This is a genomic window from Rathayibacter sp. VKM Ac-2926, from assembly GCF_022815565.1.
GTDB lineage: Bacteria > Actinomycetota > Actinomycetes > Actinomycetales > Microbacteriaceae > Rathayibacter > Rathayibacter festucae.
The window spans coordinates 84,860-108,025 of sequence record NZ_JALGRS010000005.1; the positions used below are offsets into that span (position 1 = coordinate 84,860).

A 23,166-nucleotide genomic window follows, 5' to 3' on the forward strand; every position below is an offset into this window, starting at 1 on the left:
GGCGGGACGCCCCTCCCCCTCCCTTCGATCCTCCGGAGGACCGCAGTCATGACCTTCGTGCTCCGCCGCCTCGGCTTCTACCTCATCGCCTTCTGGGCGTCGCTGACGATCAACTTCCTGCTCCCGCGCCTCATCCCCGGCGACCCCGTCGGCCGGATGATCGGCACGATGCAGGGCACGCTCACCGACGAGCAGATCGATCAGTTCCGCCACCTCTTCGGCCTCGACGACCGCCCGCTGCCGCTGCAGTACGTGCAGTACCTCGGCGACGTGCTCACCGGGCACCTGGGCATGTCGATCTCGCAGTTCCCCACCCCGGTCACCGAGGTGATCGGGACGCAGCTCGGCTGGACCCTGCTCCTCGGCGGCTCGGCCCTGATCGTCGCCGTGGTCCTCGGCAATCTGCTCGGGATCGTCGTCGCCTGGCGGCGGAACGGCGTGCTCGACCGGATCCTCCCGCCGCTGCTCGTCTTCGTCGGCTCGTTCCCCTACTTCTTCATCGCGATGGGCGCGCTGTTCCTGTTCGCGGTGTCGCTGAAGTGGTTCCCGATCGGGCAGGCCTTCACTCTCGGGTCGCAGCCGTCGTTCTCGCCGCAGTTCCTCGGTGACGTGCTCACGCACCTCTTCCTGCCGGCGGTGACCATCGTCGCCGTCTCGATCGGCGGCTGGATGCTCGGCATGCGCAACACGATGATCGCCACCTCGGCCGAGGACTACATCACGATGGCCCGCGCCAAGGGCCTGCGGGAGGGCCGGATCATGTTCCGCTACGCCGCCCGCAACGCGATGCTGCCCTCGATCACCTCGTTCGGCATGTCCATCGGCTTCGTCGTCGGCGGCGCCCTGCTGACCGAGGTCGTCTTCGCCTACCCGGGCATCGGCTACCAGCTGCTGCGCGCCGTCCAGGCCCTGGACTACCCGCTGATGCAGGGGATCTTCCTCACCCTGACCGCGGCGGTCCTGATCGCCAACTTCCTGATCGACATCGTCTACGTGCGGCTCGACCCGCGCGTGCGAGTGAGGTAGTCATGTCCCTGCAGAACCCGATCCCCGTCACCGCCGTCGACGACCCGCTGAGCGCGACGCCCGCGCCGCCCCGAGTGGTCCGCAGCCACTTCCTCGCGCGGATCCTCCGGGACCGCCGGGCGCTCGTCGGCGTCGTGATCCTCGCCCTCTTCGTGCTGCTCTCGCTGGCGGCTCCGCTCCTCTCGCCCGGCGACCCGAACACCGCGGTCGTCGCCGGCTCCGAGCCGCCCTCGCTCGCGCACCTGCTCGGCACGACGGCCAAGGGCGAGGACGTGCTCGCCCTGCTGATCTGGGGCTCCCGCAGCTCGCTCTCGATCGGCTTCGCGGTCGGCATCGCCGCCACCGTCGTCGGCCTGATCGTCGGCCTCGCCTCCGCCTACTTCGGCCGCGTCGTCGACGACGTGCTCTCGGTCGTCACCAACGTCTTCCTGCTCATCCCCGGGCTGCCGCTGCTGATCATCCTCGCCGCGTTCCTGCCGCCGGGGCCGGCCACGATCGTCCTGGTCCTCGTCGCCACCGGCTGGGCGGGCTCGGCCCGCGTCATCCGCTCGCAGGCGCTCTCGCTGCGCGGCAAGGACTTCATCGACGCCTCCGTGGTCACCGGCGAGCGCTCGCCGCACATCATGCTGCGCGAGATGCTCCCCAACATGGCGTCCGTCGTGATGAGCACCTTCCTCGCCTGCGTCATCTTCGGCATCGGCGCCCAGGCCGGCCTCGAGTTCCTCGGCCTCGGCGACGTCTCCTCGGTCAGCTGGGGCACGAACCTCTACTGGTCCAGCATCGAGGGCTCCCTCATCCGCGCGACCTGGTGGACCTTCGTCCCCTCGGGCGTCGCGATCGCTCTCGTCGCCTTCTCGCTCGCCCTCATCAACTACGCGGTCGACGAGATCACCAACCCGCGTCTCATCCGCGCCACGAAGAAGGGCTCCCGGAAATGAGCACCCTCCCCTCCCAGGACGACGTCGTCCTCGACGTCCGCAACCTCACCGTCGAGTACGAGACCGCCACCGGAACCGTGCGCGCCGTCGACGACGTGTCCTTCACCATCCGCCGCGGCGAGACCTTCGGCTTGGCCGGCGAGTCCGGCAGCGGCAAGTCCACCATCGCCACGGCGATCCTGCGGCTGCTCGGCGCCAACGGCCGTGTCGTCTCCGGCTCGATCCACTGCGACGGCGTCGACGTCACCTCGCTCGGCGCCGAGGAGCTGCGCCGCTTCCGCTGGAGCCGCGTCTCGATGGTGTTCCAGAGCGCGATGAACGCGCTCAACCCGGTGATGACCGTCGGCGACCAGATCGTCGACGTCCTCACCACGCACCGCGGCGACAGCCGGCGGGCGGCCAGGGCCCGCGCGGCCGAGCTGCTCGAGCTGGTCGGGATCGACCCCGCCCGCATCGACGCCTTCCCGCACCAGCTCTCCGGCGGGATGCGCCAGCGCGCCGTCATCGCGATCGCCCTCGCGCTCGAGCCGCCGATGCTGATCATGGACGAGCCGACCACCGCGCTCGACGTGGTCGTGCAGCAGGAGATCATCCACGAGATCAAGGAGCTCCAGCGCCGGCTGGGCTTCGCGATCCTCTTCATCACCCACGACCTCTCGCTCATGGTCGAGATCTCCCAGCGGCTCGGCGTGATGCGCCACGGCCGGCTGCTCGAGAGCGGGATCTCCCGCGAGGTCTACGCGAACCCGCAGAGCGACTACACCCGGACGCTGATCGCGGCGTTCCCGCCGATTCAGAAGGGCGGACCGGGAGCCGCCGCGGTCGCGCCCACGCCGCAGGAGACCGACGTGGTCGTCTCCCTCGGCGGGCTGACCAAGGAGTTCCGCACGGGTGGGCTCTTCTCGAAGAAGTCGACCGTCGCGGTGGACCACGCCGACCTCGAGCTGCACCGCGGCGAGATCATGGCCCTGGTCGGCGAGTCGGGCAGCGGGAAGAGCACCATCGCCCGGATGCTCGCGCGGCTGGTCGAGCCGACCTCCGGCCGCATGGTGGTCGGCGGCGTCGACGTGCTGGCGAAGGAGCCGCGGCGGGCGTCCCGCTCCTACCGCCGCACCGTGCAGATGGTCTTCCAGGACCCGTTCGGCTCGCTGAACCCGACGAAGAAGGTCCGTCACTTCCTCGAGCGGCCCCTGGTGCTGCACGCCCCCGAGCTGAGCGCCCGCGAGCGCGCGGCCCGCGCCGAGGAGCTCCTGCTCTCGGTCGAGCTCGACCCGGCCTTCCTCGACCGCTACCCGCACGAGCTCTCCGGCGGCCAGCGCCAGCGGGTCGCCGTCGCGCGGGCCCTCGCCGCCGACCCGACGGTCATCCTCGCCGACGAGCCGACCTCGATGCTCGACGTCTCGGTGCGGATGGGCGTCCTCCAGCTGCTGCGCCGCCTGCGCGACGAGCGCGGGATCTCGATCCTCTACATCACCCACGACCTCGCCTCGGCCCGCTTCCTCGCCGACACCACCAGCGTGATGCTCCAGGGCGTGATCGTCGAGGGCGGCAGCAGCGCCGAGGTGATGGACACTCCCAGCCACCCCTACACGCGCCTGCTGATCTCGGCCGCACCCGACCCGCACCGCACCACGGCCTTCGACCGCGCCGACCGCGCCCGGGCCCGCGCCGAGATCGCGGGCATCACCGCCCGCCGCAGCGCGGGCGCCGACCGCGGGGCCGTGCACTGGGTGACCGCCACGCACTGGGTGAACCGCGACGGCATCGAGGACGCCGACCGGCCCGTCGTCGGCGCCCTCGGCGGCAGCCCGTCCCTGGGCACCGCCGATCCGACCCTGCTCCCGAACTCCGGAAGGACCCCTCGATGACCACCACCGCTCTCTCCGTGCGCCCGGCCGTGCACTTCGCACCGGCCCGCCACTGGATGAACGACCCCAACGGCCTGATCCACCACGACGGCCGCTACCACCTCTACTTCCAGCACAACCCGAGCGGCGACGACTGGGGCAACATGAGCTGGGGCCACGCCTCCAGCGCCGACCTCCTCGAGTGGATCGAGCACCCGGTCGCCCTGCTGCACGACGAGCACGAGGGCGTCTTCTCGGGCTCGATCGTGTCCGACCGCACGAACTCCTCCGGGCTGGGCACCGCCGAGCGGCCGCCGCTCGTCGCGCTGTACACCTCCGCCCGCGAGGGCAGCCAGGCGCAGGCCCTCGCGTCGAGCCTGGACGGCGGCGAGACCTGGACCAAGCACGGCGTGGTCCTGGACCGCGGCACGGCCGACTTCCGCGACCCGAAGGTCTTCCGCCACGGGGACCACTGGATCATGGCGACCGTGGAGGCGCTCGACCGGCAGGTCCACCTCTTCCGCTCGGAGGATCTGCGCGACTGGGAGCCGCTCTCGGTCTTCGGCCCGGCCGGCTCCACCGAGGGGATGTGGGAGTGCCCCGACCTCTTCCCGCTCGACGACCGCTGGGTCCTCGTGATCTCGACCAACCCGGGCAACCCGGCCGGCGGCTCGGGCATGCAGTACTTCGTCGGCGACTTCGACGGCACGACCTTCACGGCGACGTCCTGGGACTGGCTCGACCGCGGCCGCGACTTCTACGCGGGCGTGACCGTGGCCGACGCTCCGGAGCCGACGATGATCGGCTGGATGAGCAACTGGGACTACGCCCACACGGTGCCGACCTCTCCCTGGCGCGGATCCGCCGCTCTGCCCCGCCTGCTCTCGCTCGAGGGCGAGCGGCTGGTGCAGCGTCCGGCGCTCCCGATGACCGGGGAGCCCGACTTCTCCTCCGACGACGCCTCCCCGGAAGCGGGGCTCTTCACGGTCCCGGAGAGCGCGCACGGTCGGGCTCTGCGGATCCGCCTCGTGGGCCGGCCCGCCGAGGCTCCCCTCGAGCTCGTCGTGCGCGCCTCGGCCGACGGCCTGCGCGGCACGATCGTGCGCCTCGAGGAGGGTCGCCTGAGCATCGACCGCCGCGACTCCGGCGACAGCGCCTTCTCGCCCGCCTTCGCGAGCGTCTCGGCGGCCGCGCTCCCCGCCCGCGCCGACGGCACGGTGGAGCTCGACGTGTGGGTCGACGCGTCCTCGATCGAGGTGTTCGCCGACGACGGCCGGATCGTCCTCACGGACCAGATCTTCCCCGCCGACGACGACATCGCCGTGCTGCTGCGCTCCGAGTCCGCGGTCCTCGCGGGCGTCTCCCTCGACGTCACCGTGCTCGATGGCCGGTGAGCGGGGCGGAGGTGAGCGGGGCGCCGCCGACCGTCCCGCGGTCCTCGTCCTCGGCGACGTGCTGATCGACGAGCTGCGCACGCCGGACGGGTCGACCGACGTCGCGGGAGGCTCCGCACTGAACGTCGCGGTGGGGTTCGCGGTCCTGGGCGTTCCGGCCGTGCTCGCCGGCATGGTCGGCGACGATCCGGCCGGCGCGCTGCTCCGCGGGCACCTCGAGGAGCACGGCGTGCCGCTGCTGGCGACCGCGGCTCCGCTCGGAACCGGTCGCGCCGTCTCGGACCGCACCGCGGGCGAGCCGCGGTACTCGTTCTCGGAGGCGTCGCGGCGGCGGACGATCGTGCCGACTCCGGCGCTGCGGCGGGCGGCCGCGCGGGCCGACCTGATCGTCGTCAGCGGGTTCCCCTTCGACGACCCCGACGAGGTGCAGACCCTGACGGCGCTCGTGCCCCCCACGGCTCGGCTGGCGATCGACGCGAACCCGCGGCCCGGCCTGCTGCGCGACCGGGCCGCCTTCGCCGAGGGCCTGCTGCGACTCTCGGCCCGCGCCGATCTGGTGAAGCTGGGCGCCGAGGACGCCGAGCTCGTCTTCGGCGCCTCTCTGGCCGACGGCACCAGGCGGCTGCTCGCCTCCGGTGCGCGGGCCGTGCTCGAGACGGCGGGCTCCGCCGGAGCCGCGCTGGTGCGCGGTTCGGAGCGCACCGACGCGCCCGTCACGACGGCCCCGGGCGCGATCGTCGACACCATGGGTGCCGGTGACGCCACGTTCACCACGGTCGTCGCCGCCCTCGCCTCCGACGAGAGCGACTCCGCCGTCCTCGGCAGAGCCATGGCGATCGCCGCAGCGACGATCCGCTCCCCCGGTGGGCTGCTCCGGCCGGCCGTCTGACGCGACGCCCCCCTCGGCCCCGGATGCGCTCCCCGCGCACCGGGGCCTCGGTCGTGCACACGGACGACTCGCGCTGCGTCCGGTGGGCATCGCTTTGGTTAAACGGTTGATCAATCGCCCTCCGAGCCGGTAGGGTCTGCGTAACCGATTAACCACACAACGGAGTGACATGAGTCAACGCGGCTTCTTCCGCCCCGAGAACGCCTGGGTCGGGGATCTCATCCCCTGGCAGGCCGACGGGGAGTTCCATCTCTTCCACCTGCACGAGACCCGGGCGACCCCGAAGGAGGGCATGCCCTGGCGCCGCGTGATCACGCGGAACCTGATCGACTTCGAGGACGCGGGAGTCGCACTCGCCTCCGGCGGTCCGCTCGCCGACGACTTCAACGTCTACACGGGCAGCGTCGTGCAGGACTCCGACGGCGTCCACCACGTGTTCTACACCGGGCAGAACCCGGAGCGCCGGGGCACTGACGGCCTCCCGCTGCAGCTGGTCCTGCACGCGACCAGCCGCGACGGCATGCGCTCCTGGCAGCGCCGCCCCGCGGACACCTTCGGCGCGACACCCGGGTACGAGACGGCCGACTGGCGCGATCCCTTCGTGCTCCGCGACGAGGAGGCCGGAGTCTGGCGCATGCTGATCACCGCGCGGCACGCCGACGGCCCGTCTCGACGGCGCGGCGTGATCGCCCAGTGCACCTCGACCGACCTCGTCACCTGGGACGCGGCCGAGCCGTTCTGGGACCCGCGCCGCTACCTCGCCCACGAGTGCCCGGAGGTCTTCCAGTGGGGCGGATGGTGGTACCTCGTCTGGTCCGAGTTCAGCGACTCCTTCACCACCCGCTACCGGATGTCGCGCGATCTGCACGGGCCCTGGCTCGTGCCGGAGCACGACACCGTCGACGGCCGGGCCTTCTACGCCGCGAAGTCGGCCGAGCGCGACGGACGCCGCTTCTTCTTCGGCTGGATCGCCTCCCGCGAGGGCTCGAGCGATGACGGCGCCTGGCAGTGGGCCGGCACCCTCTCGGTGCTCGAGGCCGAGCAGCGCGGCGACGGCACCCTCGCCTTCCACCCGACGGAGGAGCTGCGCGAGAGCTTCGAGGAGCCGCGGCCCCTGGCACCGGAGGGGAGCGTCCTCGACGCGCCCGACGGCTACGCGCAGCTGCTGAGCGGGGAGGAGGCGCCCAGCGCGTTCCGACTGGTCGCCACCCTCGACATCGGCGCCGGCACGACCGAGTGCGGCGTGCTCCTCCGGGCGAGCGCCGACGGCGACGAGAGCTACGTCCTGCGTCTCGAGCCGCGTCGCCACCGTCTCGTCCTCGACCGCTGGCCCCGCCGCGCGACCGGGACGGAGCAGTGGCAGATCTCCGGAGACGTCCCCTTCGCCGTCGAGCTCGAGCGGCCGGTCCGGCTCGAACCCGGGCGCCACGAGCTCGAGGTCGTCGTCGACGGCGACCTCTGCATCGCGACGGTCGACGACGCCGTCGTGCTCAGCGTTCGCCTCTACGACCGCCCTGCCGGCGACGTCGGCGTCTTCGTCGGCGAGGGCTGGATCGAGGTCCTCGGCTTCGCGCTCGCCGCCCGCCGCCCCTCGAGCGGCACCGACCGGACGCACCGGCTCGTCTCCGCCGGCGCCTGACCGACCACCGCCCGACCACCCCAGCCCGACGACCCCAGCCCGACCACCACCGCCCCCACCTCACCGCACACCGATCAATGGAGATTCCGACCATGCCCGCCATCACGCGCAGAGGCTCGTTCCTCGCCGCAGCCTCGACCGCCCTCGTCCTCCTGCTCTCCGGCTGCGCCGGGGGCTCGGCGGGCGTCGCTCCCACCGACGTGCACCCCGAGGGCGAGATCGTCCCCCGCCCGATCTCGTGGCTGCTCTCGAGACCCGCCGACGGAGGCGTCATCACCGCGATGCAGCAGATCGCGGACGAGTACGCGGCCGATCACCCCGGCTTCGAGCTCGACCTGATCACGACTCCCGACCGTCCCTCCTACGTGCAGAAGTACGAGACGCTCGCCGCGGCGAACAAGCTGCCCGAGCTCTTCGACACCGACGCCACCCCGTTCGCGCAGAAGCTCGCCTCGCAGGGCCGCATGATGGACATCGACGCGCTGCTCGAGGACCTCGGACTCGCGGACGACTACCGCACGGCCGCCCTCGACTACCAGCGCTTCGACGACGGCTCCCTCCACATGGTGCCGTTCGAGTTCCAGCTCGAGTTCTTCTGGTACAACTCGGCGCTCCTCGAGAAGGCCGGCGTCCCGGTCCCGGCGACCCTCGACGACTTCCCGGCGATGTGCGAGGCGCTGCGCGCCCAGGGCGTCACTCCGATCGCCCTCGACGGCCAGGACCAGTGGCCGCTCGAGCGCTACATGGCCTACTACCCGTTCCGCACGGCCGGCCCGCAGTACGTGCAGGACCTCAAGAGCGGGAAGGCCTCCTTCTCGGACGCGCCCGGTCGCGCCGCGGCCGAGTGGCTCTCGTCCCTCGGTGAGGCGGGCTGCTTCCAGGAGGGCTTCTCCTCGACCGGCTACGCCGATGCGCAGGCGCTCTTCACCTCGGGGAAGGCCGCGGTCTACAACATCGGCACCTGGGAGCTGGGCAACCTCGCGACCGAGTCCCTCGACCCGGCCGTGCGCGACTCCGTCGACTACTTCACCCTGCCGAGCGTCGAGGGAGCGGTGACGGCCGACGACGAATACGTCACGCCGTCCGGCATCGGCATGGCCGTCAACGCCCGGACCTACGACCCGCTGGTGCGCGACTTCCTCGCCTTCGCCCTGAAGCGCTACCCCGAGGTCTACGCCGCCACCGGCGCCCTCTCGCCCACCACCACGGCCACCACGGCGGTCCCCGGCGACGCGACCCCGCTGTACTCCCGCGCGGTCGAGCAGGCCGACAGCGTCGGCTCCGCCATCGCGATGCCCTGGGACACCCAACTCGACCCCGCGACCAACACCCGCCTGCAGCAGGAGCTGACCCTGCTCGTCCAGGGGGACACCACGCCGGACCAGTTCGTCGAGACCATGGACGCGGCCCTCGCGGAGAACAGCGATGACTGAGCTCGCCCACACCCCGACGCGGCGGCGCGCGCGTCCGGCCGTCACCTCGATGCTCCCCCGCCGCTCCCGCCTCTCCGTCCTCGTCTTCCTGCTGCCACCGCTCGTGGTCTACGGCCTGGCGGTGCTGCTGCCGATCGTGCAGTCGCTCGTCCTGAGCTTCTTCCGCTGGGACGGCATCACCGACATGGCCTTCGTCGGGCTCGACAACTACATCAAGATGCTGACCCGCGACGACGTCTTCTGGACCTCGTTCGGCAACGCCCTCGGCTATCTGGCGATCTGCCTCGTCCTCCAGCTCGGCGGCGCTCTGATCGTGGCGAGCCTGCTCACCGCCCTCCCGCGGTTCCGCGAGCTGGTCAAGACGCTCTACCTGCTGCCCGCGGTCATCTCGACGGTCGCGATCGCGATCCTGTTCCAGCGGATCTACTCGCTGGAGCCGCTGGGCCTGGTCAACCAGGCACTCGGCTGGATCGGGCTCGACGGCCTGCAGACCGCCTGGCTCTCGAACGTCTCGACCGTGCTCGCCGCCGTCTCGATCCCCGAGGGCTGGCGCTTCACCGGCCTCTACATGCTGATCATCTACGCCGCCCTGCTCGCGGTGCCGCGAGAGCTCGAGGAGGCGGCGCGGCTGGACGGCGCCACCTGGTGGCAGCTCTTCCGGCGGGTGCGCTTCCCCTACATCCGCCCGGTCTGGATCACGACGACGATCATGGCCACCACCTTCGCCCTGCGCGGGTTCGACATCCCGTACCTGCTCACCAACGGCGGACCGGGCCAGTCGTCCGAGCTGCTGACCACCTACATGTACAAGACGGCCTTCGTGCACACCGACTACGGCTACGCCAGCGCGATCTCGGTGTTCATCGTGATCGAGTGCCTGATCGCGGTCGGCGTCATCCTCCTGCTCCTTCGTCGAAGGGACGACTCATGACCACGCCCGTGCTCACCCGCCCGGCGGCGACCCCGTCCGCCTCCGCGCCCGGACCCCGCCCTCGCCGACCGCGCCGGTCCCCGCGGCTCCGGGTGCAGCGCACGCTGCTCACGGTGACGATCGTCGCGATCGTCCTCGTGCAGGTGTACCCGCTGGCCTGGCTGTTCCTGACCAGCTTCCGCACCGCGGCCGACTTCGCCGGCGGCGACCCCTTCGCGCTGCCCTCGGCGGTCACGCTCGAGAACTACTCCCGGGCCTTCGCCACCGGGAACCTGGGTCTGAACATCGTGAACAGCCTCATCGTCACCCTCGGCGCCAGCGCCGTCATCGTCGTGGCCGGCATGATGGCGGCGTTCGCCCTGCAGGTGCTCGGATTCCGGTTCAGCAGGCTCGTGCGATCGCTGTTCCTGCTCGGGATCATCGTCCCCGTGCAGATCGCGCTCGTCCCGCTGTTCATCGACTACTCGCAGGTCGGGCTCCTCGACACGCACCTGTCGATGATCATCCCGCTCGCCGCTTTCGCGCTGCCGATGGCGGTGTACCTCTTCTCGTCGTTCTACGAGTACATCCCCGCGGAGATGTACGAGGTGGCCTCGCTGGACGGAGCCGGGCCGTACAGGATCTTCCTCCGGATCACCTCGCCGCTCTCGGTCAACACCATCATCACGGTGGTGCTCGTCAACAGCATCTTCATCTGGAACGATTTCATCTTCGCCAACACCTTCGTCCTCTCGGACGGATTGAAGACCATTCCGCTCGGCCTGCAGAACTACATCGGCGCGATGGGGAACACTGACTGGACGGCCACCTTCGCGGCGGTCTGCGTGACGGTGACGCCACTGCTGCTGGTCTTCCTCGTCCTGAACAAGGCCATGATCCAAGGCCTGGAGAGCGGAGCGACCAAGGGATGAGCACGACGGACCACGGACGCAACGGACCGGTCGTCACCATGCGGGATGTGGCGAAGGCCGCCGGTGTGTCCGTGGCGACCGTCTCGCACGTCATCAACGACAAGCCGGGAGCGCGCATCGGCGAGGGTGCGCGCCTGCGGGTGCAGGAGGCGGTGGCCGCTCTCGGCTACCGCCCGAACGCCCTGGCGAAGACGCTCCGGCACGGGAGCTCTCGCTTCATCGGCCTCGTGGCCGACGCGATCGCGACCACTCCCTTCGCCGGCCAGATCATCCACGGCGCCCAGGACGAGGCCTGGAAGCACGGCTACGTCCTGCTGATCGCGAACACCGAGGGCAACCGCGCCGCCGAGGACGAGGCGATCGCGATGATGCTCGAGCACCAGGTGCACGGCATCCTCTACTCGACATGGGTCCACCGCGAGATCGTCGTCCCCGAGATGCTCCAGCAGGCCGGCACCGTTCTCGTCAACTGCTTCGCCCCCGGCAGTGGGCTGCCGGCGGTCGTGCCGGACGAGGAGCAGGGCGGGAGGACAGCAGCCGAGGAGCTGCTCGCCGCGGGCCACCGGCGCATCGCCTTCCTGAACACGACCACCGACTCCCCCGCGCGCAACGGCCGGCTGGCCGGCTACCGCGCCGCTCTCGCCGCGGCCGGGATCTCCTTCGACGTCGAGCTGGTCGTCGACACCTCCCCCGAGCAGGAGGGCGGCTATCTCGCGACGGAGCGCGTCCTCGCCTCCCGCGCCACCGCGGTCTTCTGCCACAACGACCGCGTGGCGATGGGTCTCTACGACGGACTCCGCGAGCGCGGACTGCGGATCCCCGAGGACGTCGCGGTGATCGGCTTCGACAACCAGGACGTCATCGCGGCGCACCTCCGCCCTCCGCTCAGCACTGTCGCGCTGCCGCACTACGAGCTCGGCGCCGCCGGTGTGCGCGCTCTTCTCGGCACTGAGCGCGGAGCCGCCGACCGCCCGCAGCTGATCCCCTGCCCACCCGTGCGACGCCGGTCGATCTGACCCGGAGGACCGTCCGTCGCGAGCGAAACCGGAGGGCACCGGCTCGCCCTCCTCGGGCCTGCCCGAGAACCACTGTCTCGGCGCTCGCTCGGTCGAGCAGGCGTCTCTCGAATGCGGCCCGTCTTCACATATCGGACCTCAGCGGCTTTCGAAAGAATAGCGCGGACTTTCGCAAGTACGGCTTCTCGGACTTTCGAAAGAATAGCGTTCCCCGGCTTCGCGGGAACTCGCTCGAGAAGTACACGAAACGTTTCGTTTTCTTATTGACACGGGTGTTATCGGCTGCTTAGTCTCGTCCTCGTTCCGAATCACCGGCGATTGGATGCTCTCGACATGACGACCCGACCTGGGGCACGCGACGCCTGCACGGCGACCCGTCCGCCCCTCCTCCCGACACCGGTCGGCACGGCATGGTGATGCCGCTGACCGGCGCGCCCGGGACCACCGTCCCCGGCTCGACCGTGCCCGGCGCCCCCGGCCCGGAGGCGCCCGTCCCCGGCGGCCCGGCGTCGATCCGGGGCCGCTCGAACGCCCGCGGCTTCCGCGCCGCCCGGCGCAGCTTCCGGCGGCACTGGCAGCTCTACCTGCTGATCCTGCCGCCGCTGCTCTACTTCATCGTCTTCAAGTACGTGCCGATGTCGAACGCGATCATCGCGTTCAAGGACTACAACGTCATCGACGGCGTCTGGGGCAGCCCCTGGGTGGGCTTCAAGCACTTCGAGCGGTTCTTCTCGAACCCGATCTTCTGGACGCTGCTGAAGAACACCTTCCTGCTCTCCGCGTACGTGGTGCTGGCCGGCTTCCCGTTCCCGATCCTGCTCGCGCTGGCCCTGAACGAGGTGCGGCTGCGCTTCTTCCAGCGCACCGTGCAGATGGTCACCTACGCGCCCTACTTCATCTCCACCGTCGTCGTGATCTCGATGACGATCCTGTTCCTCTCGCCCAAGCTCGGCCCGGTCAGCGACGTCACGTCGTTCTTCGGACTCGGGGCGATCGACTTCCTCGGCGACCCGGACTTCTTCCGGCACATCTACGTCTTCAGCGACGTCTGGCAGACGACCGGCTATTCCGCCGTCCTCTATCTCGCGGCCCTCTCCTCCATCGACACCTCGCTCTACGAGGCCGCCCGGATGGACGGCGCGAGCCGGCTGCAGAAGATCTGGCACGTCGACATCCCGGGCATCATGCCCACGGCGATCACCATCCTGATCCTCGGCGTCGGCAATGTGATGGCGATCGGATTCGAGAAGGCCTTCCTCCTGCAGAACTCCCTCAATCTCTCGCAGTCCGAGATCATCCCCACCTACGTCTACAAGGTGGGTCTGCTCAACGCCGACTTCAGTCAGGCCGCGGCCATCGGGCTCTTCAACGGAATGATCAATCTGGTCCTGCTCCTGGGCGTCAACTCGCTCGCGAAGCGGATCACGGGACAGGGGCTCTGGTGACCGCACTCGACACGCCATCGACCACCGCTCACGAGGACGGCGAGGCCTCCCGGCCGCCGCGTCGCCGGCAGCGAGCGACCCGGATCAAGGACCCGATGGTCGACCGCGTCTTCATGATCGCCGTCTACGTCCTGCTCACGACGTTCCTGCTCGCAGTCCTCCTGCCGCTGCTCTACATCCTGGCCAGCTCGTTCAGCTCGCCGCTGGCCGTCTCGTCCGGCCGGGTGAGCTTCTGGCCGATCGACTTCACCCTCGAGGGCTACGAGCGCGCCCTCGGCGACTCGACGATCGTCACCGGCTTCGCCAACTCGCTCTTCTACACGGCCGCCGGCACCTTCGTCAGCCTCGCGCTGACCGTCGCGATCGCCTATCCGCTCTCGCGGAAGGACTTCTGGGGCCGCGGCGGGATCACCCTCGGCGTCATCTTCACGATGCTCTTCGCCGGCGGCATCATCCCCACCTATCTGGTGGTGCAGCAGCTCGGACTGCTCGACACCCGCTGGGCGCTGATCCTCCCCCAGGCCGTCGGCGTCTGGCAGGTGATCATCGCGGTCGTATTCTTCCGCTCCTCCATCCCGGACGAGCTGTACGAGGCGGCGCAGCTGGACGGCGCGAGCGATCTGCGCTTCCTCTGGACGATCGTGCTCCCGCTCTCGAAGCCGCTGCTCGCGGTGGTCGCGCTGATGTACGCGATCTACCAGTGGAACTCCTACTTCGACGCCCTGCTCTATCTCCGCGATCCGAGCCTCTATCCGCTGCAGCTCGTGCTGCGGAACGTCCTGATCCTCAATCAGGCGACACCGGGCATGGACGCGGCCGCGCAGATCGAGCGCCAGCAGCTCGCGGATCTCCTCAAGTACTCGCTGATCGTCATCTCGACGGTCCCGGTGATGGTCCTCTACCCCTTCGTCGCCCGGTACTTCAACAAGGGCATCATGCTCGGCGCCGTCAAGGGCTGAGCACCCCGAGCCCGGCCCGCACAGGGCCGACTCCCCCGGCCGCGCGGAACTCCCCCGCGGCTCTCTCACCCATGGAAGGAAACACCTTGTTCTCTCGCACACAGCACGGCAGAGTCGCCGCGCGGAGGAAGCACCTCCTCCTCGGCGCCGTCCTCACCACCGCGATCATCGGGCTCACCGGCTGCACCGGCGAGAGCCCGGAAGCGGACCGCAAGGTCATCCGGATCTTCGGCGAGCAGGGCGCGCAGATCGACCTGAACACCAATTCGTTCACCAAGGTCCTCGAGGACAAGTTCGACGTCGACATCCAGTTCGAGACCACGTCCTACGGCGCGTCCGAGGCGGCCGAGGCGCGGCAGATCTCGCTCGCCGGCGGCGACCTGCCCGAGGCGTACATGCTCGTCCCCTGGGCCTCGCAGTTCAGCCGCGCCGAGCTCCAGCGCTACGGCGACCAGGGCCTGCTCGTGCAGCTCAACGACCTCATCGACGAGAACGGCCCGAACATCAAGGCGGCCCTCGACGCGGAGCCGGGCTTCAAGGAGCTCACCGAGACCCCGGACGGGAAGATCTGGGGCCTGCCGCAGTGGAACGACTGCTACCACTGCTCCTACCCCTACAAGTTCTGGATCAACACCGACTGGCTCGACACCCTCGGCCTCGCGGCCCCGACGACCCCCGACGAGTTCTTCGCGGTGATGCAGGCCTTCAAGACCCAGGACCCGAACGGCAACGGCCAGGCCGACGAGATCCCGCTGACCGGCAGCACCCAGCAGTCGCTGGTGCCGTACATCATGAACGCCTTCATCTACAACGCGTTCAACACCGGCTCCGGCGCGAACGGGCAGCCCGTCTCGCTCGGGCTCGACGGCGACACCGTGCAGCTGCAGACCATGCAGGACGGCTGGCGCGACGGCCTCAAGTTCCTCCGCAAGCTGTGGGACGCCGGCCTGATCGACCCCGCCACCTTCTCGCAGGGCGGCGACCAGATGACCGCGACCGGCAACGCGGCGCAGGGCGTGCTCATCGGCGGCTTCACCGCCATCCACCCCGGCTTCGCCGTGACCATCGGCCAGGAGGACGGGCGCGACACGCAGTACGACCTGCTCCCGCCGCTGACGGGCCCCGGCGGCCAGAACGCCACCTTCCTGCTCCCGAGCGTCCCCGGCGCGACCTTCGTCGTGACCAAGGCGGCCGACGAGGTGGAGCAGAAGGTCATCGTCGAGATGATGGACTACCTCTTCTCGCCCGAGGGTCACGTCCGCGGCGAGTTCGGCGAGGAGGGCATCGGCTGGCGCGCGCCCGAGGAGGGCGAGATCGCGCTCGACCAGAGCCTCGAGCCGTCCCTCGTCGACACCAAGATGGACGAGTCGAACGAGGCCGACTACAACGGCAACTGGGGCCCGATGGCCCAGGTGTTCGACACGGCCGAGTTCCGCGCCAGCCAGGTCCAGCCGCTCGACATCTACACCGAGGCGGGCTTCGAGCGCCGCCTGTTCGAGGCGACCGACCAGTACGCCGGCAAGGAGTCGGACGCGATGTTCCCCTACTGGAACATCTGGGTCCCCTCCGAGGACGCCAGCGAGCTCTCCACCCTCACCGCCAACGTCGAGAGCAGCGTCGCCACGGCGACCGCCGAGTTCGTCACCGGGGTCCGCGACCCCGGGAGCGACGCCGACTGGCAGTCCTACCTCGACGCCCTGACCAGCCTCGGCGCGGACCGCTACGCCGAGATCTGGCAGAGCGCCTACGACCAGTAGCGGCTCACCCGTCCCCTCCCCTCGCCCGCGACCCGGGCGGCGGGAGGGGACTCCGCTGTCCGCCCCCGCACCGCTGCATGTCCGACGCACCAAGCCCGACGCCCCACGCACGACGCACCCCCAAGGAGCACCGCATGACCCTCGCCCAGGAGTGGAACGATCCCGACGTGTTCGAGTGGGGCACGGAGCCGGCGCACGCCGTGCTCACCCCCTTCGCCACGCTCGACGCCGCACTGGCGGGCGACCGCGCGAGCACGCCGCTCGCGCACAGCCTCGACGGCGACTGGCGCTTCCACTGGGCGCCGAACCCGGCAGCCCGCCTGGACGGCTTCGCGGCCGAGGACTGGGACGACTCGGCCTGGCCGACCGTCCCGGTCCCCGCCAGCTGGCAGCTGCACGGCTACGACTTCCCGATCGGCACCAATCTCGTGCTGCCGTGGACCGGCGCGAACGGGCGGCACGAGCAGCCGGATCCGCGCGGCGACTACCCGAACGCGCCGACCCTCTACAACCCGGTCGGCCAGTACCGCACCGCCTTCGAGCTGCCGGACGGCTGGGCCGAGCGCCGCACCTTCCTCCAGTTCGACGGCGTGGAGTCGGCATACTCGGTCTGGCTCAACGGGCACCGCCTCGGCTACCGCGAGGACAGCTACACGACCGGCGAGTTCGAGGTCACGGAGCACGTGCGGGCCGGCTCGAACATCCTCGCCGTCGAGGTGCACCGCTGGTGCACGGGCTCCTACCTCGAGAACCAGGACAACGTCCGCCTCTCCGGGATCTTCCGGAGCGTGCGGCTGCTCTCGCGCGCGGCGGCGATGATCCGCGACGTCACGGTGCGCACCCCGCTCGATGACACGTTCACCGCCGGGTCGGTCGAGGTGTCGGTCGCGATCGACGCGCACGCCGGGGCGCCCGCGGCCGGTCTCGAGCTCCGCACGCGGCTGTTCGACGGCACCGCGCCGGGTGCGGCGGAGACGGGCGAGCAGAGCCGGACGGTCGCTCTCGACGCCGACGGACGCGCGGCGAGCCTGGCGAGCATCCCCGTCTCGTCCCCGCGACTCTGGTCCGCGGAGACGCCCGAGCTCTCCACGCTCGTCGTCGAGCTGAGCGACGCGACCGGCGCCGTCCTCGAGCGCGTCGCCGTGCGGGTCGGCTTCCGCCGCGTCGAGATCGTGGACGGCGTGCTGCTCGTGAACGGCCGAGTGGTCTCGCTCCGCGGCGTCAACCGGCACGAGTGGAGCCCGCGCACCGGCCGCACGCTGAGCCGCGACGACATGATCGCGGACATCCGGCTGATGAAGCAGAGCAACATCACCGCCGTCCGCACCTCGCACTACCCGAACGACTCGCGCTGGTACGACCTGGCCGACGAGTACGGGCTCTACCTCGTCGACGAGGCGAACAACGAGACGCACATCAACCGCATCGACGACGACGGGACGCCCTTCCTGCCCGGCGACCGCCCCGAGCTGCGCGCTCCCCTGCTCCAGCGGATGCGCAGCATGGTCGAGCGGGACAAGAACCACCCCAGCGTGATCGCCTGGTCGATCGGCAACGAGTCCGGAGTCGGCGCGAACCTGCAGGCGATGTACGAGTGGGCGAAGGAGCACGACCCGACCCGCCCCGTCAGCTATCAGGACCCCGTCGGCTCCGGCACCTGGGTCGTCCCGGCCGGTCTCTCGGACTTCGACGGCGACTTCTACCCGCCGGTCGCGCAGTTCGCCGAGCGCTCGCGCCGGGATCCGCGCCCCTACCTTCTGATCGAGTACGCCTTCAGCCAGGGCAACACCTCCGGCTACCTCGAGGAGTACTGGGCGGCCGCCCGCGAAGACCCGCGAGCGATGCCCGGCGGCTTCCTCTGGGACTGGGCCGACAAGGGCCTGTACTGGCCGCGCCCCGATCGGCCCGAGGAGGAGTTCCTCGCCTACGGCGGCGACTGGGGCGACGAGCCGAATCAGGAGAGCGCCCACATGAGCGGCCTCGTCCTCGCCGACCGCACCCCGACCCCGAAGCTGGCCGAGGCGGCGCTCGCCTACCAGCCGGTCTCCGTCACCGCGGTCGATCTGCGCGCCGGCGAGCTCCTCGTCGCGAACGAGCACCTGTTCACCGGGCTCGACGGCTACGTCGTGCACTGGACCGTGTCGGCGGACGGCGAGCCGGTGCAGCAGGGGTCGCTGCCCGGCGCGGAGTGGGCCATCGGCCCGCAGGAGGAGGGGCGGGTCACCCTGCCCTACCCGCTGCCGGAGCCCGCTGCGCAGGACGCGGCGCGCGAGTACCGCCTCGACGTGCAGCTGGCCCTCGCCGCGCCCACCGCCTGGGCGGAGGCAGGACACGTCGTCGCGCGCGCCCAGTTCGAGCTGCCCGTCGACGCCTCTCCCGCCCGCCGCCGGGCGCCGCGGGATCTGCCGCCGGTGACCGCGACCGAGGAGGGCGCGGCGATCGTCGTGCGCGGGCCCGCGTTCTCCGCGACCGTCGACCGCTCCACCGGGCGCCTGACCTCGCTCCGCTACGGCGGTCGCGAGCGGCTCGCCGCGCCGCTGCTGCCGAACTTCTGGCGCACCCCGAACGACCCCGAGCTCTCGATCCCGGACATCCGGCTCGAGCGCCCGGAGCCGTCGCTGCCCTGGCGCGGCGTCGGCGAGGAGTGGGCGATCGATCGGGTCGACGTCGAGGAGACGCCGGGCGCCGTCCGCATCACGGTCGACGGGTCGGTGACCACGGCGGTGCCGTTCCGGCCGAGCGGCCGGGTGACGACCTCTCCGCAGTCGATCGTCTACACGATCCACGGCACGGGCCAGGTCGACGTGCTCTCCACTTTCTCGCCGGTCGAGGGCACGCCGAACCCGCAGGTCGTCGGCACCACGTTCGGGCTCGCGCCGGAGCTCTCGACCCTGCACTGGCACGGCCGCGGCCCGCACGAGTCGTCCGCCGACCGCCGCGCGTCGGCGTTCTTCGGCCGCTGGAGCGGTGCCGTCGCCGACCAGCCGACCCGCTACAGCCGACCGCAGGACAGCGCGAACAAGGCCGACACCCGCTGGGCCGCCCTCGTCGACGGCAGCGGCGCGGGCGTGCTCGTCCTGGCCGGCGACGGCACGTCAGGCGACGGCACGTCAGGCGGCGGCACGTCGGTCGAGAGCATGTTCTTCAACGCTCAGCCGAACAGCCCGGACGAGCTCGCCGACCGCCGGCACTGGCACGAGGTCCCCGCGTCGACGAGGACGGTCGTCCGGGTCGACGCCGCCCAGGAGGGCCTCCAGGGCGGCAACTGGGACGTGCAGACCCGCCCGGAGAAGTACAGCAACACCCCGGAGAAGGGCCCCTACCGCCAGTATTTCCGCCTCCTCCCCCTGCGCAGCGGCGAGGACCCGGCGTCGGTCGCCGCCGCCGCCGTGCCCACCGAGTCCCCCGTGTCGCAGCCTGAGCGGGTGCCTGCCTGACCGCGGCGGGTCCCGATACGCCCCTCGGGCTCCTCGACCAGCATGTGCGGACTCACACCGACGTCCTGCGCGCGCGATTCATGCTGATCGAGTAGCCCGCGGAGCGGGCGTCTCGAGATCCACCGCCCTGCACGACGTGGGTCTCGATACGCGCTGCGCGCTGCTCGACCAGCATGTGAGGGCGCACGCCAGCGCACCCTGCGTGCGTTTCGTGCGGCATGTGCGGGCTCACACAGGCGCGTCCTGCGGGCGTTTCATGTTGATCGAGTAGCCCGCGCAGAGGGCGTATCGAGATTCACCGCTCTGCACGTCGTAGGTCTCGATACGCGCTGCGCGCTACTCGACCAGCATGTGCGGACGCACGCCGGCGCACCCTGTGCGGTTCCTGCAGTACGTGCGGGCTCGCACCGACGTCCTGGGGGCGATGCATGCTGATCGAGTAGCCCGCGGAGCGGGCGTATCGAGATCCCCCACCGTCAGAACGGTGCGGGAACATCGACGAAGTGCGGCCGAGGGGGCGGGTCGGGCGGCCGCCCGGGCAGTGGGGGCGGGCGGTTGCTGATCCGCCGGCCGGTGGGGCTCGTCCACACGAGGGTCCCCTGGTCGTCGATTCTGTCGTAGCTCCACTGGTCCCCGTGCCGGACGTGGTGGTGCGAAGTGCAGAGCGAGACGAGGTTCTCGAGGGAGGTCTCTCCGCCGTTGCGCCACTCGAGGGTGTGGTCGGCCTCGCTTGTGCTGGCGGGCCGGGTGCAGCCGGCGAAGCGGCAGGTCTGGTCCCGCAGCTGCAGGTGCAGGCGCATCTGCGGCGGTGGGACGCGGTAGGTGCGGCCCACGGAGACGACCGCGCCGGTATCGGAGTCGGTGAGGACGCGGGTGAAGGAGGCTGCGGTGCGGATCAGCTCGCGCGCGATCGGTGCGGGGACCGGTCCGTAGCCGTCGAGGTCCGCGGGCGCATCGTCGAGACCGACCGCGGTCGAGGCGGCGAGGGTGAGGCGCACCTCGGCCCGCACTCCGGGGACGAAGGTCGGGTCGGGTCGGTGCTCGGGGTCCGGGGTGGTGCCGGCGATGTCGCCGTCGCAGAGCAGATCGACCGCGGCGTCCGCGCTGAGCTGCTGCAGGGTGCGGGGGTCGCCGTCATCGCGGAGGGTGAGCGCGATGCGGCGCAGCCGGTCGTACGCGCCCGTCACCGCCGGCGCGGGAGCGTGAACGCAGAGCGTGGCCATGCCGTCGACATCCGGGGTGACCCAGACCGCGCGGTTCAGCGTGGCTCGGGAGTGGCGCTCGGTAAGGGGCTGCTCGTGCAGCGCCTCACGCCATCGACTCAGGGCGCGGCGCAGCTGGGTCGTCGTCATCGTGAACGCGGCGTCGGCCGCGCGCTCGTCGAGGGCCGCGCGGGAGGCCTCGGGAAGGCTGATCGCGGTTCTGCAGATCGCCTCGCCCGCCTCCCAGAGGATCCGCGCGTCCCTGAGCAGGGCGCGAGTGAGCGGCAGGTGCTCCATCAGCATCTGCGCGGTCTCGAGGCGGCGCGAGACCTACCGCTCGGAGACGCCGAGCGTCACCGCGAGTTCGGCGCGGATGGAGCGCTCGACGAGGTCACGGGTCTCGCTCCGGGAGGCGCCGCGGGCGAACGCCTCCGGGACGGTGAGGGCGACGCGGTAGCCGCGGTGGATGCGTTCCGCGGCTCTCAGGCGCGTCGGGGACGCGGCGCGCTCGGTGGCCGCGGCGTCGGTGAAGCAGTCGCGCACCTCCGCGAGTGCTGCCGCATTCTCATCTTCTGACATACGCGTATTGAAGCAGGAGCCACCGACACCGGGACCGGAACCATGGGCTGATCGGGGACAACGCCGTCGATCGACGAGTGTGGAGGAGACTCGCTCCCGGATGTCTCGGCGACGTGGGGTCTCGATACGCCGCCGAAGGCGGCTACTCGACCAACGGGTGGGTCTACTGGCAAGAGACGTCCGCAGACATGCTGGTCGAGTAGCCCCGAAGAGGCGTATCGAGACCCGCCCAGCGTGAGGACGGCTGTCTCTTCCCCGCCCTGCGCCGGCACCGAAGGCGCCCCCTCCGCTCGATCTGCCGCTGGAGGCGGCTACTCGACCAGCACGATGGGCTGCCTCGGTGGCTCTTCGTGGCAGCAGGAGTGGCCGCATCGGTGGCCGCTGGACGGGCACGAGCGGCCGCCCTGCGGGCTGACCGGCGACCGCGCGGGGCCCTGTCACCGCACCGTAGCGACCACGGGCCCCGTCCCGACCTCGTTGCGCGCGTGGGTTCGGCGGCGTCGCCGTCAGCGCCGGGTGAGGAGCGCGACATGGATCTCCTCCGCGAGGAGGTCCAGCGCTCGCGCGTGAGCGGCGAGGGAGTCCCGCCCGGCACGCGTGATCGAGAACTGCGCGATGCGCAGCAGCATCGTTCGACGGTGTCCTTCCAGGAGCACCATGCCTCGGTTCGTGAGCTCGCGGAGTCGTGACCGCAACTGCACGAGGCCGATCCGGTGATCCACTCGAACCGCCAGAGCCGACAGCAGGCGCGACTCATCGCAGTTCACGCCTCGCGCCAGCTCGATGAGGATCAGGGCGTCGAGGGACCGGCCGGCGGCGCAGGAGCGGCAGGTGATGGGAACCGCGTCAGGGCGGAAGGCTGCCATCAGGAGCGGAGGCCGAGTGATCGGGGGTGCGGTGAGCGCAAGGTCATCCCTGGGGGAAAGGGGCGGGCGGTGGCGGGCGGGGACGCCGGCGTGCTGATCGAGGAGGCCGCGGAGCGGGTGTGTCGAGATCCACCGTGGTGGGCGGGGTGGGTCTCGATACGCCGCCTGCGGCGGCTACTCGACCAGCAGGAAAGAGGCACGCCGGCGGCTACTCGGTCGGCGTGCGCCGGGTCACTCGAAGAGGGAGAGGGTGAGCGTCGAGCTGTAGTCGCCGGCGTCGACGGTGGTGGGGGTCTTGAGGGTCAGGGCCGCGTTCGCGGTCCAGGAGCCCTCCTCGGCGACTCCGGCGGAGTCGTTGGTGATGGCGAGCAGCTCCTGGTCGACGAGGCCGACGCCGTCGGGGCCGCCGTCGAGGGCGGTGTCGACGACGTCGCCCTCGGCGACGAGGCCGGAGTCGCCGCCGTCGATCAGGTTCGGCGCCCAGCCGAGGTTCTCCGCGCCGATCGTGTCACCGGTCGACGAGGTGAAGTCGCTGGCGGTTCCGAGGACGTACCAGCCGGCACCGGCCGGGATGTCCGCGGCGTCGCGGGTGTCGGTGACGGTGACCGTGGGCAGGGTGCCGGTGAACTGCCGGGCCACGCTGTTCGAGCCGTTCTCGGTCAGCGCGGTGGCGTCGCTCGCGACCGTCATCGAGAGCGAGCCGGGTGTCGTCAGCGGGGCGATCTGCACGTTGACGTCGACGTCGTCGGCGCCCTGCTGCTCGTCGGCGAACGCGGTGCCGGCGACGCCGAGCAGGAGCAGGCCTCCGGCGATGCCGGCGGTTCCGCGGAGGAGGAAGGAGCGAGCCGTGGAGGTGTGGTTCTGCATGCGGGTGTTCTCCGTTCTCGAGACGGCGTC

Annotated in this window: 18 protein-coding genes and 1 pseudogene; 14 read left to right on the forward strand and 5 right to left on the reverse strand. The window is 70.9% G+C overall.

The window, feature by feature from the left end; translation table 11 throughout:
• Positions 1-48: 48 nt before the first annotated feature.
• From MT351_RS08410 to MT351_RS08475, 14 genes are all read left to right on the forward strand, one after another.
• Positions 49-1,026 (forward strand): ABC transporter permease, encoded by a 978-nt coding sequence (locus tag MT351_RS08410; protein WP_132437196.1) that lies wholly within the window; start codon positions 49-51, stop codon positions 1,024-1,026.
• A gap of 2 nt (positions 1,027-1,028) precedes the next feature.
• Positions 1,029-1,964 carry an ABC transporter permease gene (locus MT351_RS08415; RefSeq protein WP_243581901.1) on the forward strand — a complete coding sequence of 312 codons (936 nt, stop codon included), beginning with the start codon at positions 1,029-1,031 and terminating at the stop codon, positions 1,962-1,964.
• Positions 1,961-3,832: an ABC transporter ATP-binding protein gene (locus tag MT351_RS08420; protein WP_243581902.1), complete on the forward strand. Its 1,872-nt coding sequence runs from the start codon at positions 1,961-1,963 to the stop codon at positions 3,830-3,832. Before MT351_RS08415 ends, MT351_RS08420 begins: the two co-directional genes overlap by 4 nt.
• Positions 3,829-5,205, forward strand: a complete 1,377-nt coding sequence (locus MT351_RS08425) for a glycoside hydrolase family 32 protein (protein WP_243581903.1) — start codon at positions 3,829-3,831, stop codon at positions 5,203-5,205. The genes MT351_RS08420 and MT351_RS08425 overlap by 4 nt, the downstream gene beginning before the upstream one ends.
• Positions 5,195-6,094, forward strand: coding sequence for a carbohydrate kinase family protein (locus MT351_RS08430; protein WP_243581904.1), 900 nt, complete (start codon positions 5,195-5,197; stop codon positions 6,092-6,094). The genes MT351_RS08425 and MT351_RS08430 overlap by 11 nt, the downstream gene beginning before the upstream one ends.
• Before the next feature lie 169 nt (positions 6,095-6,263).
• Positions 6,264-7,733, forward strand: a complete 1,470-nt coding sequence (locus tag MT351_RS08435) for a GH32 C-terminal domain-containing protein (protein WP_243581905.1) — start codon at positions 6,264-6,266, stop codon at positions 7,731-7,733.
• A gap of 92 nt (positions 7,734-7,825) precedes the next feature.
• Positions 7,826-9,166, forward strand: a complete 1,341-nt coding sequence (locus MT351_RS08440; protein ID WP_243581906.1) for an ABC transporter substrate-binding protein — start codon at positions 7,826-7,828, stop codon at positions 9,164-9,166.
• Between the two features lie 49 nt (positions 9,167-9,215).
• Positions 9,216-10,097: a carbohydrate ABC transporter permease gene (locus MT351_RS08445; protein WP_243582045.1), complete on the forward strand. Its 882-nt coding sequence runs from the start codon at positions 9,216-9,218 to the stop codon at positions 10,095-10,097.
• Complete coding sequence (locus tag MT351_RS08450) at positions 10,094-11,008, forward strand: carbohydrate ABC transporter permease (protein ID WP_279398174.1); 915 nt, start codon at positions 10,094-10,096, stop codon at positions 11,006-11,008. Before MT351_RS08445 ends, MT351_RS08450 begins: the two co-directional genes overlap by 4 nt.
• Positions 11,005-12,024 (forward strand): LacI family DNA-binding transcriptional regulator, encoded by a 1,020-nt coding sequence (locus MT351_RS08455; RefSeq protein WP_243581907.1) that lies wholly within the window; start codon positions 11,005-11,007, stop codon positions 12,022-12,024. The genes MT351_RS08450 and MT351_RS08455 overlap by 4 nt, the downstream gene beginning before the upstream one ends.
• A gap of 410 nt (positions 12,025-12,434) precedes the next feature.
• The gene (locus MT351_RS08460; protein ID WP_243581908.1) at positions 12,435-13,469 is read left to right on the forward strand and encodes a sugar ABC transporter permease; all 1,035 of its coding nucleotides are present in this window, start codon (positions 12,435-12,437) and stop codon (positions 13,467-13,469) included.
• On the forward strand, positions 13,466-14,428 hold the full coding sequence (locus MT351_RS08465) for a carbohydrate ABC transporter permease (RefSeq protein WP_243581909.1): 963 nt from the start codon (positions 13,466-13,468) through the stop codon (positions 14,426-14,428). Before MT351_RS08460 ends, MT351_RS08465 begins: the two co-directional genes overlap by 4 nt.
• A gap of 86 nt (positions 14,429-14,514) precedes the next feature.
• Entirely contained in the window at positions 14,515-16,185 is a 1,671-nt protein-coding gene (locus tag MT351_RS08470) for an extracellular solute-binding protein (RefSeq protein WP_185020234.1), read from the forward strand.
• 134 nt (positions 16,186-16,319) lie between these two features.
• Complete coding sequence (locus MT351_RS08475; protein ID WP_243581910.1) at positions 16,320-19,622, forward strand: glycoside hydrolase family 2 TIM barrel-domain containing protein; 3,303 nt, start codon at positions 16,320-16,322, stop codon at positions 19,620-19,622.
• Positions 19,623-20,098: 476 nt separating this feature from the next.
• Here MT351_RS08475 and MT351_RS19945 read toward each other — a convergent pair whose 3' ends face one another.
• The 5 genes and pseudogenes from MT351_RS19945 to MT351_RS08495 form a co-directional block, all read right to left on the reverse strand.
• Positions 20,099-20,422: an HNH endonuclease signature motif containing protein gene (locus MT351_RS19945; RefSeq protein WP_279398190.1), complete on the reverse strand. Its 324-nt coding sequence runs from the start codon at positions 20,420-20,422 to the stop codon at positions 20,099-20,101.
• Positions 20,408-21,139, reverse strand: a pseudogene (locus tag MT351_RS08480) (hypothetical protein); the annotation flags it as partial. The pseudogene MT351_RS08480 and the gene MT351_RS19945, both read right to left, overlap by 15 nt.
• Before the next feature lie 15 nt (positions 21,140-21,154).
• Positions 21,155-21,403 carry a hypothetical protein gene (locus MT351_RS08485; RefSeq protein ID WP_243581912.1) on the reverse strand — a complete coding sequence of 83 codons (249 nt, stop codon included), beginning with the start codon at positions 21,401-21,403 and terminating at the stop codon, positions 21,155-21,157.
• A gap of 506 nt (positions 21,404-21,909) precedes the next feature.
• Entirely contained in the window at positions 21,910-22,269 is a 360-nt protein-coding gene (locus MT351_RS08490) for a hypothetical protein (protein ID WP_123703838.1), read from the reverse strand.
• A gap of 231 nt (positions 22,270-22,500) precedes the next feature.
• Complete coding sequence (locus MT351_RS08495; protein ID WP_123737071.1) at positions 22,501-23,136, reverse strand: hypothetical protein; 636 nt, start codon at positions 23,134-23,136, stop codon at positions 22,501-22,503.
• Between the last annotated feature and the right edge of the window lie 30 nt (positions 23,137-23,166).

What these genes read in the sequence shown, in the direction of transcription:
- MT351_RS08455 (WP_243581907.1), top strand. Translation starts at nt 11,005, where the DNA reads ATGAGCACGACGGACCACGGACGCAACGGACCGGTCGTCACCATGCGG.
- MT351_RS08475 (WP_243581910.1), top strand. Translation starts at nt 16,320, where the DNA reads ATGACCCTCGCCCAGGAGTGGAACGATCCCGACGTGTTCGAGTGGGGC.
- MT351_RS08420 (WP_243581902.1), top strand. Translation starts at nt 1,961, where the DNA reads ATGAGCACCCTCCCCTCCCAGGACGACGTCGTCCTCGACGTCCGCAAC.
- MT351_RS08445 (WP_243582045.1), top strand. Translation starts at nt 9,216, where the DNA reads ATGCTCCCCCGCCGCTCCCGCCTCTCCGTCCTCGTCTTCCTGCTGCCA.
- MT351_RS08485 (WP_243581912.1), bottom strand. Translation starts at nt 21,403, where the DNA reads ATGTCAGAAGATGAGAATGCGGCAGCACTCGCGGAGGTGCGCGACTGC.
- MT351_RS08440 (WP_243581906.1), top strand. Translation starts at nt 7,826, where the DNA reads ATGCCCGCCATCACGCGCAGAGGCTCGTTCCTCGCCGCAGCCTCGACC.
- MT351_RS08435 (WP_243581905.1), top strand. Translation starts at nt 6,264, where the DNA reads ATGAGTCAACGCGGCTTCTTCCGCCCCGAGAACGCCTGGGTCGGGGAT.
- MT351_RS08415 (WP_243581901.1), top strand. Translation starts at nt 1,029, where the DNA reads ATGTCCCTGCAGAACCCGATCCCCGTCACCGCCGTCGACGACCCGCTG.
- MT351_RS08425 (WP_243581903.1), top strand. Translation starts at nt 3,829, where the DNA reads ATGACCACCACCGCTCTCTCCGTGCGCCCGGCCGTGCACTTCGCACCG.
- MT351_RS08495 (WP_123737071.1), bottom strand. Translation starts at nt 23,136, where the DNA reads ATGCAGAACCACACCTCCACGGCTCGCTCCTTCCTCCTCCGCGGAACC.
- MT351_RS08490 (WP_123703838.1), bottom strand. Translation starts at nt 22,269, where the DNA reads ATGGCAGCCTTCCGCCCTGACGCGGTTCCCATCACCTGCCGCTCCTGC.
- MT351_RS19945 (WP_279398190.1), bottom strand. Translation starts at nt 20,422, where the DNA reads ATGCGCCTGCACCTGCAGCTGCGGGACCAGACCTGCCGCTTCGCCGGC.
- MT351_RS08460 (WP_243581908.1), top strand. Translation starts at nt 12,435, where the DNA reads ATGGTGATGCCGCTGACCGGCGCGCCCGGGACCACCGTCCCCGGCTCG.
- MT351_RS08410 (WP_132437196.1), top strand. Translation starts at nt 49, where the DNA reads ATGACCTTCGTGCTCCGCCGCCTCGGCTTCTACCTCATCGCCTTCTGG.
- MT351_RS08430 (WP_243581904.1), top strand. Translation starts at nt 5,195, where the DNA reads ATGGCCGGTGAGCGGGGCGGAGGTGAGCGGGGCGCCGCCGACCGTCCC.
- MT351_RS08450 (WP_279398174.1), top strand. Translation starts at nt 10,094, where the DNA reads ATGACCACGCCCGTGCTCACCCGCCCGGCGGCGACCCCGTCCGCCTCC.